This window comes from Jiangella alba (assembly GCF_900106035.1).
Lineage (GTDB): Bacteria > Actinomycetota > Actinomycetes > Jiangellales > Jiangellaceae > Jiangella > Jiangella alba.
Genome location: NZ_FNUC01000004.1, coordinates 2,381,100 through 2,398,668 on the forward strand (window position 1 = coordinate 2,381,100; position 17,569 = coordinate 2,398,668).

The window sequence follows — 17,569 nt, forward strand, 5'->3', positions numbered from 1 at the left end:
GGACGCGGATCAGGACGCGGCGGCCTCGCGCAGCGCCGGCAGCACCTCGGCGCCGATGCGCCGGATGGTGTCGGCCGGGTCGGCGCTGGCCACCTGGATGGCCACGTAGTCGGCGCCGACGTCGTGGACGAGCGGCCGGTACGCCTCGGTGAGCTGCTCGAGGTCGCGGACGATGGTGTACTTGCTGAGGATCTCCTGACGGTCCATGGCGTCGGCGCGCTCGCGCAGCACCATGGGATCGGCCACCTCGAGCCGGCCGGGCGCCCGCAGGCCACGCATCGAGACCAGCGCCTCCCACGCCTCGTCGTCGCTGCCGGCGAGGACGACCCAGCGGGTGGCCATCACGGTGGTGTCGGCCCCACGGGCGGCAGCGGCCTCGCGGTACGGCGTGATGATGTTGGCGACGGTCTCGGCGGGGTCCTTGACGCTGGTGATGAGGCCCTCGCAGGTCTCGCCGGCGAACGTCGCGGACTTCGGGCCGCCGGCCGCCATCCAGACCGGCGCGCGCCCGACGGGCGGGCTGTACAGCTTCGCCGTCCGGGCCTGGTAGAACTCGCCGTCGATGTCGAGCTTCTCGCCGGCCAGCAGGCCGTGCATGATGGTCAGCGCCTCGCGCATGCGGGCGATGCGCTCCTTGTAGCCGGGGAAGGCGTACCCCAGCGGCGCCTCGTTGATGGCCTCGCCGGTGCCGACGCCCAGGATGAACCGGCCGTTGGAGAGCCGGTCGACGGTGGCGGCGGCCTGCGCGATCAGCGCCGGGTGGTAGCGGAACAGCGGGGCGGTGACGCTGGTGGCCAGCTCGACCCTGGACGTGGCCTGCGCGACGGCGCCGAACCAGGACCAGACGTAGCTCGCGGCCGAGACGTCGTCGACCCAGGGGTGGAAGTGGTCGGCCCCGGTGACGACGTCGAATCCCACCTGTTCGGCGAGGACGGCGTGCTCCAGCAGGACCTCGGGCTGGTAGGACTCATGACTGCACAACCAGGCTAGTTTCACGGTCTCACTCTATATCTTGTATCCGAGCACGGCTAGAGGCGCGTGCAGGTCGAGAAGCGATCATAGGCAGCCGGGTGACAGGATCGTCGTCATGAGTACTGTCTCCATGGCGGACGTCGAAGCCGCGCGCGAGCTCCTGCGCGACGTCGTGCGGCCCACTCCGCTCGAGGACTCCCGCTGGCTGGCCGGACGGGTCGGCGGCCGGGTCCATCTGAAGTGCGAGAACCTGCAGCGCGCCGGATCGTTCAAGATCCGCGGCGCTTACGTGCGCATCGCCCGGCTGTCCGAGCAGGAGCGCGCCCGCGGCGTGGTGGCGGCCAGCGCCGGCAACCACGCCCAGGGTGTCGCGCTCGCGGCCAGCATGCTGCACACGAAGGCGACGGTGTTCATGCCCGAGGGCGCCGCCATCGTCAAGGAGAAGGCCACCCGGGCCTACGGCGCCGACGTCCGCTTCGCCGGCGCCAGCATCGACGACGCCCTGCTCGCGGCGCGCGCGTTCGCCGCCGAGACCGGTGCCGTGCTCATCCACCCGTTCGACCACGCCGACATCGTCGCCGGTCAGGCCACCGTCGGCATGGAGATCCTGGAGCAGTGCCCGGACGTCCGCACCATCGTCGTCGGCACCGGCGGCGGCGGCCTGACGGCGGGCATCTCGCTGGCCGTGCACCACCTCAAGCCCGGCGTGCGGGTGGTCGGCGTGCAGGCCGAAGGCGCCGCGGCGTACCCGACGTCGCTGGCCGAGGGGAAGCCGGTCGCGCTGGAGCGCATGACGACGATGGCCGACGGCATCGCCGTCGGCTGTCCCGGCGACGTCCCGTTCGCGATGATCCAGGAGTACGTCGACTCCGTCGTCACCGTCTCCGAGGAGTCGCTGTCGCGGGCGCTGGTGCTGCTGCTGGAGCGGGCCAAGCTGGTGGTCGAGCCGGCCGGTGCGGCCGCCGTCGCCGCGCTGCTCGACGACCCCGGCGCCTACGAGCCGCCGGTGGTCGCCGTCCTGTCCGGCGGCAACATCGATCCGCTGCTGCTGCTGCGGGTCATCAGGCACGGCATGGCCGCCGCCGGGCGGTACCTCGCGCTGCGGGTCCGGGTGCCCGACGCTCCCGGCGGGCTGGCGCGGCTGCTGGCCGACCTCGCGGCCGTCGACGCCAACGTGCTCGACGTCGTGCACGAGCGCACCGCGTCGACGCTGTCCATCGACGAGGTCGAGATCGCGCTGCAGCTGGAGACCCGTGGCCCGGAGCACTGCGAGCGGGTGCTGGGCAAACTACGCGAGTCGGGCTACCAGATTGCCATTTCGAGCGACTGACTTACCAATCTGGAAGGCGCACTTGACGTTTTGATAGTCCAGGTCCCACCATGGTGGCATGAACACCCTCAGCGTGCGTGAAATCCTCGAGCAGGTGGCCGACGGGCGGCTCGACCCCACCCGGGCGGCCGTCCTGCTCGACCAGATCGAGGACGAGAAGGCGGCCGCGCCCACCGGCGCCGAGGCCGCCGAGCCCGCCGGCGCGGCGACGGCCGACCCCGTCGACACGACCACCGGGACCGCTGGGACGCCCGCCGGAACGGCCGCGGGGGCCGCGTCCGGCACCGGAACCGCTGGGCGGTCCGGACCCTCGGGCGGCTCGGTCACCGCGCAGAGCATCACCCGGGTGCAGGTGCGGGCCACCTCGCGGCGGGTGGTCATCGTCGGCGACCCCAGCGTCGCCACGGTGGCCGTCAACGGCCAGCACACGGTGCGGCGCGACGGCGCCACACTGCACGTCACCGGCGAGTCCGACCTCATGCCCGGCGACGGCGCGTTCGTGCTGCTGGCCGGCGGCCGGTGGCGCGACATCGCCAGCCGCTTCCAGAACCCCGGCCAGCTGCTCGACCTCCACGTCCGCGTCAACCCCGAACTGTCGGTGGGCGCCGAGGTCATCGCCGGGTCGCTCCAGGTCGACCACGTGCCGGCGCTCGACCACGTCCGCGTCACGGCCGGCTCGCTGCGCGTGCGCGGCCTGGCGGCGCCGGTCGACCTCCTGGTCCAGGCCGGGTCGGCGCAGGTCGAGACGCAGCAGGTGGCGGGCCACTCGCGCATGCGCTGCGAGTCCGGCTCGCTGCAGCTGACGCTGCTCGACGGCTCCGACGTCCGCATCCGTTCCGACGTCCAGCTCGGCCGGTTCCGCACGGTGCCCGAGCGCACCGGGCGCGACCGCGACCGCGACATCGTGCTCGGCACCGGTGCCGCGCAGATCCAGGCCGAGGTGGTCATGGGCGACATCACCGTCCGCCTGCCCGAGGGGTCCTTCCGATGATCGGCGGCTTCCCGCAGCACCTGCACCAGCCGCCGTCCGACTGCCCGGTCTGTGGCGTGAAGCTGCACGTCACCCGGCTCGGCTGCGAGTCCTGTGGCACCGAGCTGTCCGGCCGGTTCGCCTCCTGCCCCTACTGCTCGCTCACCGCACAGGACCAGAAAATCCTTGGCACCTTCCTGGTGTCCCGGGGCAACATGAGGGAGCTCGCGCGCGAGCTGGGGGTGAGCTACCCGACCGCCCGGCAGCGTTTCGCCGAGTTGCTCGAGCGGCTCGGCCTCGAGGCGCCGGCCGAGACCGCCCCTGCCGCGGCCAGCGCCGTCGACCGCGAGGAGATCCTGCGCCGGCTGGCCGCCGGTGAGCTGGACCTCGACGAGGCGACCACGCTGCTCGGCTGAGGTTGATAGTAGAAGACTTCGCTTATATAAGTAATCACTGGCACTGGTAGCCGGCGGGGACGGGCGCATCGACGCGCGCCGACCTTGTCGGGGGCACCTGCCACGATGCCTCCACCTACCACGAGAGGACACCACCGTGAACGCCATCACCGCCGAGGGTCTGGTCAAGACCTTCGGCTCCGGGGAGAAGGCCGTGAAGGCCGTCGGGGGCGTCGACCTCGTCGTGCCCGAGGGCACCGTGGTCGGTCTGCTCGGGCCGAACGGCGCCGGCAAGACCACCACGGTTCGCATGCTCACCACCCTGCTCGCGCCCGACGCCGGGCGGGCCGTCGTCGCCGGTCACGACGTCGTCCAGGAACCACAGGCGGTGCGCTCGAAGATCGGCCTCTCCGGCCAGAACGCCGCGGTCGACGAGAACCTCACCGGCCGCGAGAACCTCTGGCTGTTCGGCCGCCTCTACCAGCTGTCCAGCAAAGAGGCGTCCAAGCGCGCGGCCGAGCTGCTCGAGCAGTTCAACCTCGCCGACGCCGCCGACCGCACGCTGAAGACCTACTCCGGCGGCATGCGGCGCCGGCTCGACCTCGCCGGCAGCCTCATCGTCCACCCGCAGGTGCTGTTCCTCGACGAGCCCACCACCGGACTCGACCCCAGCAGCCGGCTCGACCTCTGGGACGTCATCCGCGAGCGGGTGGCCGAGGGCGCCACCATCCTGCTGACCACCCAGTACCTCGAAGAGGCCGACGCGCTCGCCGACGACATCGTGGTCATCGACCACGGCGTCATCATCGCCCAGGGCACCGCCGACCAGCTCAAGGCGCAGATCGGCGGCGAGCGCATCGAGGTCATCGTGCACGAGCCCGACGCGCTGGGGAAGGCCGAGCAGGTGCTCAACGTCGGCAGCGGCGGCCAGTGCGTCCGCGACGACCACACCCGCAAGCTGACCGTGCCCACGCACACCGGCTCGAAGGGCCTGATCCAGGTCATCCGCGACCTCGACGAGGCCGGGGTGGCCATCGACGACATCGCGCTGCGCCGGCCCACGCTCGACGACGTGTTCGTCAAGCTCACCGGCCGGCACGCCGAAGAAGAGACGCAGGCCGAGACAGCCCAGGGGAGGGCATCGTGACCACCGAGGTCGCACCGACCACCATCGCGCCCAACCGCGTCGGCTTCAACCAGGCGTTCGCCGACGCCATGACCATCACGTGGCGCAACATCCGGGCCGGCTGGCGGGTCCCGGACAACCAGATCTACATGTTCATCCAGCCGATCATGTTCGTGCTGCTGTTCGCGTACGTGTTCGGCGGCGCCATCAACGTGCCCGGCGTCGACTACGTCGACTTCCTCATGGCCGGCATCTTCGTGCAGACCATGGCGTTCGCCTGTGCGCCGGCCAGCGTCGGCCTCGCCGACGACATGCAGAAGGGCCTGATCGACCGGTTCCGGTCGTTGCCGATGGCGCGGTCCGCGGTCATCGCGGGACGGGTGATCGCCGACCTGGTCAACCAGTTCATCGTGCTGGTCATCATGATCGTCTGCGGCTTCATCGTGGGCTGGACGTTCCACAACGGATTCGGCCAGTTCCTGGCGGCCGTTGGGCTGCTCATGCTGTTCGCGTTCGCCATGCTGTGGGTCGGCGCGTACATCGGCCTGTCGGTCGGCAGCCCCCAGGTCGCGGCGTCCGCCGGGCTGATCTGGCTGTTCCCGGTCGTCTTCATGTCCAACGTCTTCGTCGACCCGTCGACCATGCCGGCCGTTGTCCAGGCGATCGCCGAGTGGAACCCGGTCAGTGCCATCGCGTCCGGCGCGCGCGAGCTGTTCGGCAATCAGAGCCTGGTCCAGTCAGATGCCTGGCCCATGCAGCACTCGGTGGCCGCCGCGCTGCTGTGGTGCCTCTTGATCGTCGCGGTGTTCGCGCCGCTGGCGGTGCGCAAGTACAAGAAGACGGCCAGCAAGTAACGGCCGCCGAACGCGACGCCGCCCGCCCGGTCGCGATGACCGGGCGGGCGGCGTCGGTGCGTGCGCTCAGGCGCCGTACGGCTTGGCGCTGACCACCTCGACGGTGATGGTGGCGCCGTTGGGCGCCTGGTAGGAGGCCTGCTCGCCGACCTTCTTGCCGCTGATGGCGGCGCCGAGCGGCGACTTCAGCGAGTAGACGTCGATGTCGACGGAGTCGTCGAGCGAGGCCAGCTCGCGCGAGCCGAGCAGGAAGCGCTCGACGTCGTCGTCGCCGTCGAACTTGATCTCGATGATCATGCCGGGCTCGACGACGCCGTCGTCGGGCGGGTCGCCGACCTGGGCGCGCTGGAGCAGCTGCTGCAGCTGGTGGATGCGGGCCTCCTGCTTGCCCTGCTCGTCCTTGGCCGCGTGGTACCCGCCGTTCTCGGACAGGTCACCCTCGGCGCGGGCCTCTTCGATCTGCCGCGCGATCTCGAGCCGGGCCGGGCCCATCAGGTGCTCGAGCTCCTGCTTGAGGCGGTCGTAGGCATCCTGGGTGAGCCAAGCAACGTTGTCGCTGGTAGCGGTCACGGCAACTGCTCCTCGGGTGTCTATCGGTCGCGTCGCACGCCGTGTGGGTGTGCTTCGCCGCCGGGCGGTTCGCCCGGTCGAAGTGCTGACGGGGAAAGAACAAGAATACAAGCAATGTGGCAAGCAGACGATTGTCGCAGGTCAGCGCTATCGGTCGCCGCCGTTATTCCGACGCGGGCTCGCAGCCGCGCAGTTCGGGGACGATGCCGTCGCCTTCGAGCGGGATGTCGGCGGACACCACCAGGTGCTCGTCGGGTCCGGCCGGAACCGCGAGGTCCAGCTGCCCGACGATGATGCGCCGCAGGTCGACGGCGATCAGCTCGCAGTTCAGTGCGAGATCGGCGTCGCGGCGGATCTCGACCCGGGCGGTCAGCACGCCGTCGCGCGGCTCGTCCCAGGACAGCAGTTCGGCGTCGACGTCGGGACCGCTGGCCGAACGGACGATCATCCAGCCGACGACGGCCGTGACCAGGAGTACGCCGGTGATGACCCCGGCGAGGACGCCGCGGCCGTTGCGGGCCCCGGGGGCGCCGGCCGGCACTCGTCCGTACCGCTGCGCCAGGAGGTCGCGGTCGGCGGTGTCGTGGTCGCTCATCGGGATGTCCCCAGGGGCTGCGGGCGTTGTTGTCAGTGGCGTGCGGCACCATTATCCCGGAGGCGGCGGTCGAGGGCACGCCCGCCCCACCTATGGACGGCGCCGCTCCGGGCGGCGGGAGCGAACCCGCCGGTGGGCGCCGTCACGCATACAGGTTTCCGTTTCGACCGATGGGGTTTCCGGTGTCCGAGCAGCTGCGGCTGATGCACGTCCACGCACATCCCGACGACGAGTCCAGCAAGGGCGCGGCCTCGACGGCCCGCTACGTCGCCGAGGGCGTCGACGTCCTCGTCGTCACGTGCACCGGCGGCGAGCGCGGTTCCATCCTCAACCCGAAGATGGACCGGCCCGAGGTGCTGGCCAACATCTCCGAGATCCGCCGGCGCGAGATGGACGCCGCCCGCGAGATCCTCGGCATCCGGCAGGAGTGGCTCGGCTTCGTCGACTCCGGGCTGCCCGAGGGCGACCCGCTGCCGCCGCTGCCCGAGGGCTGCTTCGGCCTCATGCCGGTCGAGAAGGCGGCCGAGCCGCTGGTCGAGGCCATCCGCCGGTTCCGTCCGCACGTCATCACCACCTACGACGAGAACGGCGGCTACCCGCACCCCGACCACATCATGTGTCACAAGATCACCGTGGCGGCGTTCGAGGCGGCCGCCGATCCCACCCGCTACGTGGGCAGCGGCGAGCCGTGGCAGCCGCTGAAGCTGTACTACCACCACTCCTTCAGCCGCATGCGCATGCAGGAGCTGCACGACGCCATGCTGCAGCGCGGCTTCGAGTCGCCGTACGCCGAGTGGCTGGAGAAGTGGGACGGCGAGGAGAACTGGGACGACCGCGTCACCACCCGGGTCGAGTGCGCCGAGTACTTCCCCGTGCGCGACCGCGCGCTGCTGGCGCACGCCACCCAGATCGACCCCGACGGCCACTGGTTCGCCATCCCGCTCGAGCTGTCCCAGGAGATCTGGCCGACCGAGGACTACGAGCTGGTCAGGTCGCACGTGCCCACGTCGGCGCCCGAGGACGACCTCTTCGCGGGGCTGCGGTGAGCACGACGCCGGCCAGCGGTGACACAATGGACCGGCGGGGGATGACACGAGGAGAAGCTGGGTTCTGATGGGCATCCTGCAGGCGGTGGCGTTCACCGCGGCGGAGTCGGAGGCGGAAGACTCCGGGATCGGCCCAGGCCTGTACGGCCTCCTGGTCCTGATCTTCCTGATCGTCGCGCTGTTCCTGCTGTACCGGAGCCTGCGCAGGCAGATCCGCAAGGTCGACTTCGACCCCGAGGGCGTCGACGACGCCGAGCGCATGCGCGGTCACCGCGAGCCGCCGGAGCGATGACCGGTCCGGACCGGCCGCGCGCCACGCGGCGGCCGTCGGTGCAGCCCGGGTCGGCCGCCGTCGAGACGCTGGTCGCGGTGCGCCGCGCCCGCGACTTCGTCGACCGGCACTACGCCGAGCCGCTCGACCTCGCCGGCATCGCGGCGGCCGCGGGCTACTCGCGCTACCACCTGGTCCGCGCGTTCAAGGCGGCCTACGGCGAGACGCCGGGACGGTACCTGCAGCGCCGCCGGGTCGAGCGGGCGCAGGAGCTGCTGCGCGTCGCCGACCTCAACGTCACCGAGGTCTGCCACCTGGTCGGCTTCACCAGCCTCGGCTCGTTCAGCCGGCTGTTCTCCGAGCTGGTCGGCGTGTCGCCGTCGCAGTTCCAGCGCGACGCGCTCGCGTCCGGGCCGCGGCTCATCCCCGGCTGCTACGTGCTCATGTGGGGCCGGCCGCTGCCGAAGAAGGCACTGAACACAGCAATGGCGGAGAAGCCAGAGACCGCCCCCGCCTTCTAACGTCGAAGCATCGACGAAAGGAAGGAACCGACCATGATCACCAAGCTGGGCGTCGCGACCGCATACGTGAGCGACTACGACCAGGCGCTCGACTTCTTCGTCGGCAAGCTCGGCTTCGAGCTGCGCACCGACGTCATGATGGAGAACGGCTTTCGCTGGCTGACGGTGGGCCCGCCGGCCAGCCCGGAGTTCCAGCTGAACCTCACCGTCCCGGGGCCGCCGATGCACGACGAGCAGACCGCGGCGGCGCTGCGCGAGCTGATGGCGAAGGGTGCGCTCAGCTCCGGCGCCTGGAACACCGACGACTGCCGCGCCACGTACGAGCAGTACAAGGCCCGCGGCGTCGAGTTCATCCAGGAACCGGCCGACCGCCCGTACGGCGTCGAGGCGGTGTTCCGCGACGACTTCGGCAACTGGTACAGCCTCAACGAGCTCAACGACAAGGCGCTGGACCAGCAGGCGATGGCGGAGGCGTTCGAGCCCGGCCGCTGATTCCACCTGCCAGCACCCCTTGACCGTCCCGCGGCCGCACGGTTTATTGCCTGAGTGGGCCCGCGTCAGAGGCCTTGGCCTCACAGGGGGACGCGGGCGACGGGGGAACTGGGGGGTTCTCATGGTGCGTTCGCCGCGTGCACGTGCAGCAGCAGCAGTCCTGGCCACGGGGGTGATGGCCGTCTCGGCGGTCGCGGTCGCTCCGTCCGCCGCCGCGAAGGGGTCGTCGACGCCGACGCCGATCGCGAGCTTCGACGGCCCGCGGGGCGTGGACGTCGACCGGGCCGGCCGCATCGTCGTCGGCGCGTCCGACGGGACGGTCAGCCTCGTCACCGATCGGGGCCGGCACCCGAAGGTGCGGGTCATCGGCTCGGTGCCGGGCGGGTTCGCCCCGGCGGTGGCGGCCGGCCGGCCCGGCACGGTGTACGCCCTGACCGGCGGTGGCGACCCGGGCACCGGCGCGGCGACGCTGTACGTGCTGCGTCACGGCAAGCCCGCGAAGCCGATCGCCGACATCGCCGCCTACCAGCAGGGCGACCCCGACCCGTACAACCAGGAGGGCGAGCCCACCGAGTCGAACCCGTTCGGCGTGGCCGCGTTGAAGGACGGCAGCGTGCTGGTCGCCGACGCCGCCGGCAACGACCTGCTCCGGGTGTACCCGGACGGGCGCATCGTCACGGTCGCACGGCTGAAGCCGCGCACCGTCGAGGTGCCCGAGGGCCTGCCGCCGGAGATCGACGACGAGCCGACGCCGCCGGCCGGCACGCCGATCACGGCGGAGGCCGTGGCGACGTCGGTGACGGTCGGCTCGGACGGCTACTGGTACGTCGGTGAGCTGCGCGGCTTCCCGGCGACGCCGGGCACGTCGCAGATCTGGCGGATCAAGCCGGGCAGCCGCAACGCCGTCTGCGACCCGGAGCGGCCGAACAAGGGCGACTGCCGGCGCTTCGCCGACGGCCTGACCTCGATCGTCGACCTCGGAGCCGGCCGCCACGGCAGCGTGTACGCCGTGGAGCTGGTCAAGGAGAGCTGGCTGCGCTTCGAGCTGGGCCTGGCCGACCCGCCGGTCGGCGGGCTGTTCCGGGTGCGGCCTGGCGGTGAGCGCACCGAGCTGGCGGCCGATCAGCTGATCCTGCCCGGTGGCGTCGCGGCCGGATCGCATGGCCGGCTCTATGTCACGGGCCCGGTATTCGGTCCGGGAACGCTCTCGCGCATCGGCTGAATGCCATTCGGTCCGCGCCCGCTTCGCGTGGCGGCGGCGTGAATTCCCGTCACGTCCGCCGTCACGCCAGCGTGCTGCATGGCAATCTGCGTGTTTGCGTTGACAGCCATCCGGTAGCGGGTGCATGCTCTGCTGCGTTAGCCGAGTCCACGAGCGGTCTCGGCGGGTCGACTTCCATAGCGCGGAGAAATCTCTCCAAGGCCGGGGGGCACTCGCCCTTCGGTGCCGGAGTCACGAATTCTCGTGGCTCGGCCGGCGCCGAAGGGCGTTTGACCTTTCTACGTTGTCCCCGGCCATTCGGCGCCGGGCATTCTTTTCACATGGGGGCGGACAAATGATGTCCGGTATGCGACGCCCGTTCTTCCGGGTTGTGGTGGGGGTCCTTCTGGTCGCCGGTTCGGTGACGGTCACCGGCGGCGGCGCGGCCGCGAACCAGAACGGCAACGAGCTGGTCGGCGGCTTCGAGATCGACGGCAACTTCTACGAGGGCTTCGACAACACGACGACGGCCACCGGCCCTGACGGCGACCCGATCGACTGGGGCAGCGCGGAGATCTTCCCCGCCCAGGTCGACGTCGTCCCCGACCCCTTGGGCGGCACCGACGAGACCGTCTTCGACCAGGGCAGCGCGGAGAACGACCCCGCCTCCTGGAACGACGACGGGTCCGCGGCCGCGCCCGGCAAGGGCGACATCGGCGACGCCTACCTCTTCGACCGCGTCGTGAACGGCGACCAGTTCCTGTACGTGGGGTGGGAGCGCGGCACCGACAACGGCACCGTTCGCTGGTACGTCGAGCTGAACCAGCTGCCCAACACCGTCAACGGCAACGACACCCCGGTGCCCGACCGCAGCGTCGACGACCTGCGGCTGCGGCTGTTCAACCAGGGCAGCCAGCCGCTGGCGCTGGAGGCGATCGACCGCTGGGACGGCACCGCGTGGGTGTCCGCCGGCGACGTCGACGACATCTCGCTGGCCGTCAACGACTCCACCATCACCACGCCGAGTGCCGTGTCGCCGCTGGGTGCGGAGCAGTTCGTCGAGCTCGCGTTCGACCTCACCGCCCTGCTCGGCCCGTCCGACGACTGCGACTTCGCCGGCTTCTCCTCGCTGTGGATCCGCAGCTCGCCCGGCGCCAGCATGAACTCGGAGCTGAAGGACTACCTCACCGGCACCGTCGACACGGCGGCCCCGTGCGGCCCGCTGACCATCCTCAAGCACGACCCGGACGGCCAGCCTCTCGGCGGCGCGACGTTCACCGTCGAGCCGAACCCGATCCCCGGGGCGGACGACCCGGACAGCCTGACCATCACCGACAACGACGCGAACGACGCCGACCCGGCCGACGGCGTCATCGTCATCGACCCGGCATTGCCCGGCGACTACACGATCACCGAGGCCACGCCGCCGCCCGGCTACCTCCAGGACGGCGAGCCCCAGGACGTCACGCTGGAGGAGTTCGGCGCCGCCACGGTCACGTTCGTCAACGGCCTCGGCTCGCTCGCGTGGAGCAAGCTCGACGCCGAGTCCGGCGACCCGGTCTGCTGCGCGACGTTCACCGTCGAGGGCACCGGCGGCGCCGCCGAGGGCGTGTCGATCACCGTCGTCGACAACGGCGAGAACGACGCCGACCCCGCCGACGGCGCGATTCTGGTCGAGGGCCTGCTGACCGGCACGTACACCGTCACCGAGACGGCGCCGCCGACCGGCTACGACCTGCCCGCCGACCCCGTCCGCGACGGCCTCGTCATCGACTCCGAGAACCCCGACCTCGTCATCGAGGCCGCGTTCGAGGACCCGCGGCTGCCGTCCGAGCTGACCGTCCTGAAGCTCGACGCCGACACCCAGGAGCCGCTGGCCGGCGCCACCTTCGAGCTGTACCTCGACGACGGCGACGGCGTCATGGAGGCGCCCGACGGCGACACCCTGATCGGCGACTGCACCACCGGCGACGACGGCACCTGCACCATCGGCGACCTCGCCTGGGGCAGCTACTACTGGTACGAGACCGCCGCGCCGCCCGGGTACGAGCTGCCCGCCGACCGGCTCAGCGGCATGACCACGATCGACCGCGACAACGCGGGCGGCGAGCTGCCCGTGTCGACGCTGACCGACCGGCAGATCCGCTCGTCCATCGAGATCGTCAAGACCGACGCGAGCACCGGCGACGAGTTGGCCGGCGCCACGTTCGTGGTGCGCCGCGACGACGGCGACGGCGTCTTCGAGCCCGGCGACGACGCGGTCGTCGACCCGCCCGGCGAGGTCGTCACCGACGCGACTGGCACGGTCACCGTCGACGGCCTGCTGTTCGGCGACTACTGGGTCGAGGAGACCGCCGCGCCGACCGGCTACGAGCTGCCCGACCCGGCGTACCAGGGCCCGTTCGGCATCGGCCCGGACAACGCCGGCGAGACCGTCACGGTGACGTTCGCGGACCCGCAGGTGCTCACCGACCTGTCCGTGCTCAAGCTGGACGGCGGGTCCGACAGCGCCGAGCCGCTGGCCGGCGCCACCTTCGAGCTGTACGTGGACGATCCTGCCGACGGCGTCATGGACGCGCCCGGGGGCGACACCCTCGTCGGCGAGTGCACCACCGGCGACGACGGCCTGTGCACCGTCACCGGCCTCGGCTTCGGGGCGTACTACTGGCTCGAGACCGTCGCGCCGCCCGGCTTCGACCTGCCCGACGACCCGTACAGCGCGTTCGTCAACGTCACCGCCGAGAACGCCGGCACCGAGATCGCCCCGCTGGCGTTCTACGACCCGCGCAAGCCGGGTGAGCTCGCGGTGCTCAAGCTCGACGACACCGACGGCGCGCCGCTGGCGGGTGCGGAGTTCGAGCTGCGCGCCGACGACGCCGACGGCGAGGTCGTCGGCACCTGCACCACCGGCGACGACGGCACCTGCACCGTCGGCGACCTCGACTTCGGCACCTACGTCTGGGTCGAGGTGGCGGCGCCGCAGGGCTACGACCTGCCCGCCGACACCGTCAGCGACCCGATCGTGGTCGACGAGTCCACCGTCGGCGAGGAGCCGACGCCGTTCGAGTACCGCGACCCGCGCCTGCTGTCGGAGCTGTCGGTGCTGAAGGTCGACGCGTTCGACGGGACGGCGCTGGCGGGTGCGGAGTTCGAGCTGCGCGCCGACGACGCCGACGGCGAGGTCGTCGGCACCTGCACCACCGGCGACGACGGCACCTGCACCGTCGGCGACCTCGACTTCGGCAGCTACGTCTGGGTCGAGACCGCGGTCCCGCAGGGCTACGAGCTGCCCGCCGACCCGGTCAGCGGCCCGGTCGTCATCGACGCGTCGAACGCCGGCGGCGACATCACCCGGGTCGTCGTGCACGACCCGCGGCTGCTGTCCGAGCTGGCCGTGCACAAGGTGGCCGAGGACACCGGCGAGTCGCTGCCCGGCGCGGTCTTCGACCTCGTGCTCGCCGACGGCGACATCGTCATCGGCACCTGCACCACCGGCGACGACGGCCTGTGCACCGTCGGGAACCTCGACTTCGGCGACTACTACTGGGTCGAGATCACCGCGCCCGAGGGGTACCTGCTGCCCGACGACGTCACCAGCGACGTCGTGTCGATCACGGCCGAGAACGCCGGCACCCAGATCGCCGCCGTGACGTTCGTCGACCCGCCGGCCGAGGAGCCGCCGACACCCACCCCGACACCGACGCCGACCCCCACGCCGACGCCCAGCCCGTCGCCGTCACCGTCGCCGAGCCCGGAGCACCCGCTGCCCGACACCGGCGCCGGTGGCCCGCTGGGCCTGGTGGCGCTGGTCGCCGCGGCCGGGCTCGCGGTGGGCGCCGCGCTGCGGTGGAGGTCGCGCCGCACCGTCTGAGCCGCCACCGGTGGCTCGTGCTCGGGAGCCTCGACGCGTTGATGCGTACGTGTCGAGGCTCCTGACACGTCCCGAGAATGTGTTAAGTTTTTCCAGAATTCTTAACACGTGGCGCGGATGTGTCGAAGGAGTTGACACGTGTCCTGGAGCCCCGACGTCCCCTTCAACGATCTGCCGCCGCTGCCGCCTGCCGGCCTGGACCTCGAGCCCAAGCCAGTGCTCAAGGCGACTGTCGAAGCCCGAACGGCGCTGGCGACACTCGCCCAGGCCGGCCGGTTGCTGCCGAACCCCAACATCCTCATCCACGCCGTCCCGCTGCTCGAGGCGCAAGCCAGCTCCGAGATCGAGAACATCGTGACCACGGCCGATGAGCTGTTCAAGCACGCCGACTCGGGTGGTGGAAACCACGCCACCAAGGAGGCACTGCGCTACCGGACCGCGCTGTTCGCAGGGGTCGAATCGATCAGGAGCCGGCCGCTCACGTCGGTGACGGCTGCTCGAATCTGTTCTGAGTTGCAGGGTCGGGAGATGGCCATTCGTGCGGTGCCTGGCACGCGCGTCGCGAACCCGACCACACGGCAAGTCGTGTACGCCCCGCCCGAGGGTGCCGACCTCATTCGCGAGAAGCTTTCGGCCTGGGAGCGCTTCGTCCATGCTGAGGACGATCTCGATCCGCTGGTGCGCATGGCAGTGGCCCATTACCAGTTCGAGGCGATTCACCCGTTCCACGATGGCAACGGGCGCACCGGCCGTGTCATCAACATCCTGATGCTGATCGAGGCCGGTCTGCTGCACGACCCGATCCTCTATCTCTCGCGTGCCATCATCGCCCGCAAGAACGACTACTACCGACTCCTGCGAGCCGTGACCGCGGATCGCGCCTGGAGCGAATGGGTCCTCTACATGCTCGACGTCGTCCGCGACTCCGCGGAGTCGACGACGCGAAAGATCGGCGCCATCCGCACGTCTCAGGACGACATCGCGGAGCGAGCTCGTGCCGCCACTCCGGGTGGACGCGACGCGCAGTTCCTGGCCGTCCTGTTCGAGCAGCCCTACTGCCGCATCAACACCGTTGCCGACCGATGTGACGTCTCGCGGCAGACCGCGTCGTCCTGGTTGCACGCCCTGGTTGAGGCGGGGCTCCTCCGCGACATCAAGGCCGGTCGAGAGCTCCTCTTCGTGAACCACGAGTTCCTGGACGTGTTGACGCGCCCCGAGTGAGCCGGCCCGAGCGACGAGGCGATCACCGTAGCGCCACCGGCCCGGGACCCGGGCGCTTAGGCTGGCCGGCATGGCCAACCGCTTGCGCGACGCCCGCAGCCCGTACCTGCTGCAGCATGCGGACAACCCGGTCGACTGGCAGGAATGGGGCGACGACGCGTTCGCGGAGGCGCGCCGCCGGGACGTCCCGGTGCTGCTGAGCGTCGGGTACGCCGCCTGCCACTGGTGTCACGTCATGGCGCACGAGTCGTTCGAGGACGAGCGGGTCGCCGCGTACCTCAACGCGCACTTCGTCGCGATCAAGGTCGACCGCGAGGAGCGGCCCGACGTCGACGCCGTGTACATGGAGTCGGTGCAGGCGCTGACGGGGCAGGGCGGCTGGCCGATGACCGCGTTCCTCACGCCCGACGGCAAGCCGTTCTACGCGGGCACGTACTTCCCGCCGCAGCCGCGGCACGGGCTGCCGTCGTTCAGCCAGCTGCTGCAGGCCGTCGACGAGGCGTGGACGCAGCGGCGCGGCGACGTCACGGAGTCGGCGGACCGCATCGGCGCGGCGCTCGGCGGGGGAGCGCGGGTCGGGTCCGGCGACGGCCCGCCCGGCGCCGACCGGCTCGACGCCGCCGTCGCCCGGCTGGCCGGCGAGTTCGACCCGTCCGCCGGCGGCTTCGGCGGGGCGCCCAAGTTCCCGCCGTCGATGGTGCTGGAGTTCCTGCTGCGCCACCACGCCCGCACCGGCGACGCCGAAGCGCTGTCGATGGTGGAGCAGACCTGCGCGTCGATGGCCGGCGGCGGCCTGTACGACCAGCTCGGCGGCGGGTTCGCCCGCTACAGCGTCGACGCCGGGTGGGTCGTGCCGCACTTCGAGAAGATGCTGTACGACAACGCGCTGCTGCTGCGCGTGTACGCGCACCTGTGGCGCGTGACGGGGTCCGCCGAGGCGGCGCGGGTGGTGCGCGAGACCGCGGAGTTCCTGCTGCGCGAGCTGCGCACGGCCGAGGGCGGCTTCGCCAGCTCGCTGGACGCCGACTCGCCGCCGGTCGAGGGGGCGGCGCCGGTCGAGGGCGCGTTCTACGTGTGGACCCCGGCTCAGCTGCGCGAGGTCCTGGGCGACGACGACGGCGCGTGGGCCGGCGAGCTGTTCGGCGTCACCGAGGCCGGGACGTTCGAGCACGGCGCGTCGACGCTGCGGCTGCTGCGCACTCCGTCGGCCGACGACGCCGGCCGGTGGGCGCGGGTGCGCCGCCAGCTGTTCGACGCGCGGCTGCCGCGGCCCGCGCCGGGCCGCGACGACAAGGTCGTGGCCGCCTGGAACGGGCTGGCCATCGCGGCGCTGGCCGAGGCCGGTGCGCTGTTCGACCAGCCGGCCTGGGTGTCCGCCGCCGTCGACTGCGCCGACCTGCTGGTCCGGCTGCACCTGGACGACCACGGCCGGCTGCTGCGCGTCTCCCGCGACGGCGTCGCCGGAACGCCCGCCGGGGTGCTGGAGGACTATGCCGACGTCGCTGAGGGGTTCCTCGTGCTGGTCGCGGTCACCGGCGACCCAGTCTGGCTGTCGTTCGCCGAGCAGCTCCTCGACGTCGTCCTGACGCAGTTCGCCGACCCCGAGGGCGGCTTCTTCGACACCGGCGCCGAGACGACCGACGTCCGGCTGGCCGGGCTGCGCCGTCCGCAGGACCCCACCGACAACGCGACGCCGTCCGGCTGGTCGGCGGCGGCCGGCGCGCTGCTTGCGTTCGCCGCGTACACCGGCTCCGACCGGCACCGCTCCGCCGCCGGCGACGCGCTGCGGCTGTACGACGCGCTGGCGGCGCGGGCGCCCCGGTTCGCCGGCTGGGGACTGGCGGTCGCGGAGGCGTGGCTGGCCGGCCCGGCGGAGGTCGCGGTCGTCGGCCCGGCGCACGATCCGCGCACGGCGGCGCTGTACGAGGTGGCGCTGCGGTCCGCGTCGCCCGGCGCCGTGGTGGTCGCGGGCGACCCCGCCGACCCCGCGACGTCTGCCGTGCCGCTGCTGCGCGACCGCACGGTGGTCGGCGGCGCCCCGGCCGCGTACGTCTGCCGCGGCTTCGTGTGCGACCTCCCGGCCACCGACCCCGAGCGGCTCGCCGCCCAGCTCGCCGGCTGAGTCCGGGCCGCC

The 17,569-nt window shown here is 71.6% G+C and carries 16 protein-coding genes; 13 read left to right on the plus strand and 3 right to left on the minus strand.

The window, feature by feature from the left end; all coding sequences use genetic code 11:
• Positions 1-9 precede the first annotated feature (9 nt).
• Positions 10-996, minus strand: coding sequence for a TIGR03557 family F420-dependent LLM class oxidoreductase (locus BLV02_RS29020; protein WP_069115350.1), 987 nt, complete (start codon positions 994-996; stop codon positions 10-12).
• Between the two features lie 91 nt (positions 997-1,087).
• Between BLV02_RS29020 and ilvA the strand changes: the two genes are divergently transcribed.
• The 5 genes from ilvA (at position 1,088) to BLV02_RS29045 (ending at position 5,647) form a co-directional block, all read left to right on the plus strand.
• On the plus strand, positions 1,088-2,302 hold the full coding sequence (ilvA, locus tag BLV02_RS29025) for a threonine ammonia-lyase (protein ID WP_069115349.1): 1,215 nt from the start codon (positions 1,088-1,090) through the stop codon (positions 2,300-2,302).
• A 58-nt stretch (positions 2,303-2,360) separates the two neighbouring features.
• A complete protein-coding gene (locus BLV02_RS29030; RefSeq protein WP_069115348.1) occupies positions 2,361-3,293 on the plus strand; it encodes a hypothetical protein in 933 nt (310 codons plus the stop codon).
• Positions 3,290-3,688 carry a DUF2089 domain-containing protein gene (locus BLV02_RS29035; protein WP_083289301.1) on the plus strand — a complete coding sequence of 133 codons (399 nt, stop codon included), beginning with the start codon at positions 3,290-3,292 and terminating at the stop codon, positions 3,686-3,688. Before BLV02_RS29030 ends, BLV02_RS29035 begins: the two co-directional genes overlap by 4 nt.
• Positions 3,689-3,824: 136 nt before the next feature.
• Positions 3,825-4,814, plus strand: coding sequence for an ATP-binding cassette domain-containing protein (locus tag BLV02_RS29040; protein ID WP_069115347.1), 990 nt, complete (start codon positions 3,825-3,827; stop codon positions 4,812-4,814).
• A complete protein-coding gene (locus tag BLV02_RS29045) occupies positions 4,811-5,647 on the plus strand; it encodes an ABC transporter permease (protein ID WP_216094633.1) in 837 nt (278 codons plus the stop codon). Before BLV02_RS29040 ends, BLV02_RS29045 begins: the two co-directional genes overlap by 4 nt.
• 66 nt (positions 5,648-5,713) lie before the next feature.
• Here the strand turns inward: BLV02_RS29045 and greA are convergent, their stop codons facing one another.
• Together greA and BLV02_RS29055 are read right to left on the minus strand one after the other, a co-directional pair.
• Positions 5,714-6,217 (minus strand): transcription elongation factor GreA, encoded by a 504-nt coding sequence (greA, locus tag BLV02_RS29050; protein ID WP_069115346.1) that lies wholly within the window; start codon positions 6,215-6,217, stop codon positions 5,714-5,716.
• Positions 6,218-6,380: 163 nt separating this feature from the next.
• Positions 6,381-6,812 carry a DUF4307 domain-containing protein gene (locus tag BLV02_RS29055; protein ID WP_069115345.1) on the minus strand — a complete coding sequence of 144 codons (432 nt, stop codon included), beginning with the start codon at positions 6,810-6,812 and terminating at the stop codon, positions 6,381-6,383.
• Positions 6,813-6,994: 182 nt separating this feature from the next.
• Here BLV02_RS29055 and mca point away from each other — a divergent pair, with 182 nt between their 5' ends.
• From mca to BLV02_RS38115, 8 genes are all read left to right on the plus strand, one after another.
• On the plus strand, positions 6,995-7,858 hold the full coding sequence (gene mca, locus BLV02_RS29060; protein WP_069115344.1) for a mycothiol conjugate amidase Mca: 864 nt from the start codon (positions 6,995-6,997) through the stop codon (positions 7,856-7,858).
• A gap of 67 nt (positions 7,859-7,925) precedes the next feature.
• On the plus strand, positions 7,926-8,150 hold the full coding sequence (locus BLV02_RS29065) for a hypothetical protein (RefSeq protein ID WP_069115343.1): 225 nt from the start codon (positions 7,926-7,928) through the stop codon (positions 8,148-8,150).
• On the plus strand, positions 8,147-8,650 hold the full coding sequence (locus tag BLV02_RS29070; protein WP_069115342.1) for a helix-turn-helix transcriptional regulator: 504 nt from the start codon (positions 8,147-8,149) through the stop codon (positions 8,648-8,650). Before BLV02_RS29065 ends, BLV02_RS29070 begins: the two co-directional genes overlap by 4 nt.
• 33 nt (positions 8,651-8,683) lie before the next feature.
• On the plus strand, positions 8,684-9,142 hold the full coding sequence (locus BLV02_RS29075; RefSeq protein ID WP_069115341.1) for a VOC family protein: 459 nt from the start codon (positions 8,684-8,686) through the stop codon (positions 9,140-9,142).
• Between the two features lie 175 nt (positions 9,143-9,317).
• Positions 9,318-10,364 carry a ScyD/ScyE family protein gene (locus tag BLV02_RS29080; RefSeq protein ID WP_069115340.1) on the plus strand — a complete coding sequence of 349 codons (1,047 nt, stop codon included), beginning with the start codon at positions 9,318-9,320 and terminating at the stop codon, positions 10,362-10,364.
• Positions 10,365-10,710: 346 nt separating this feature from the next.
• Positions 10,711-14,214 (plus strand): MSCRAMM family protein, encoded by a 3,504-nt coding sequence (locus BLV02_RS29085; RefSeq protein ID WP_141711901.1) that lies wholly within the window; start codon positions 10,711-10,713, stop codon positions 14,212-14,214.
• 138 nt (positions 14,215-14,352) lie between these two features.
• Positions 14,353-15,435 (plus strand): Fic family protein, encoded by a 1,083-nt coding sequence (locus tag BLV02_RS29090; protein ID WP_069115338.1) that lies wholly within the window; start codon positions 14,353-14,355, stop codon positions 15,433-15,435.
• Positions 15,436-15,505: 70 nt separating this feature from the next.
• Positions 15,506-17,557 (plus strand): thioredoxin domain-containing protein, encoded by a 2,052-nt coding sequence (locus BLV02_RS38115; protein WP_069115337.1) that lies wholly within the window; start codon positions 15,506-15,508, stop codon positions 17,555-17,557.
• Positions 17,558-17,569 lie beyond the last annotated feature (12 nt).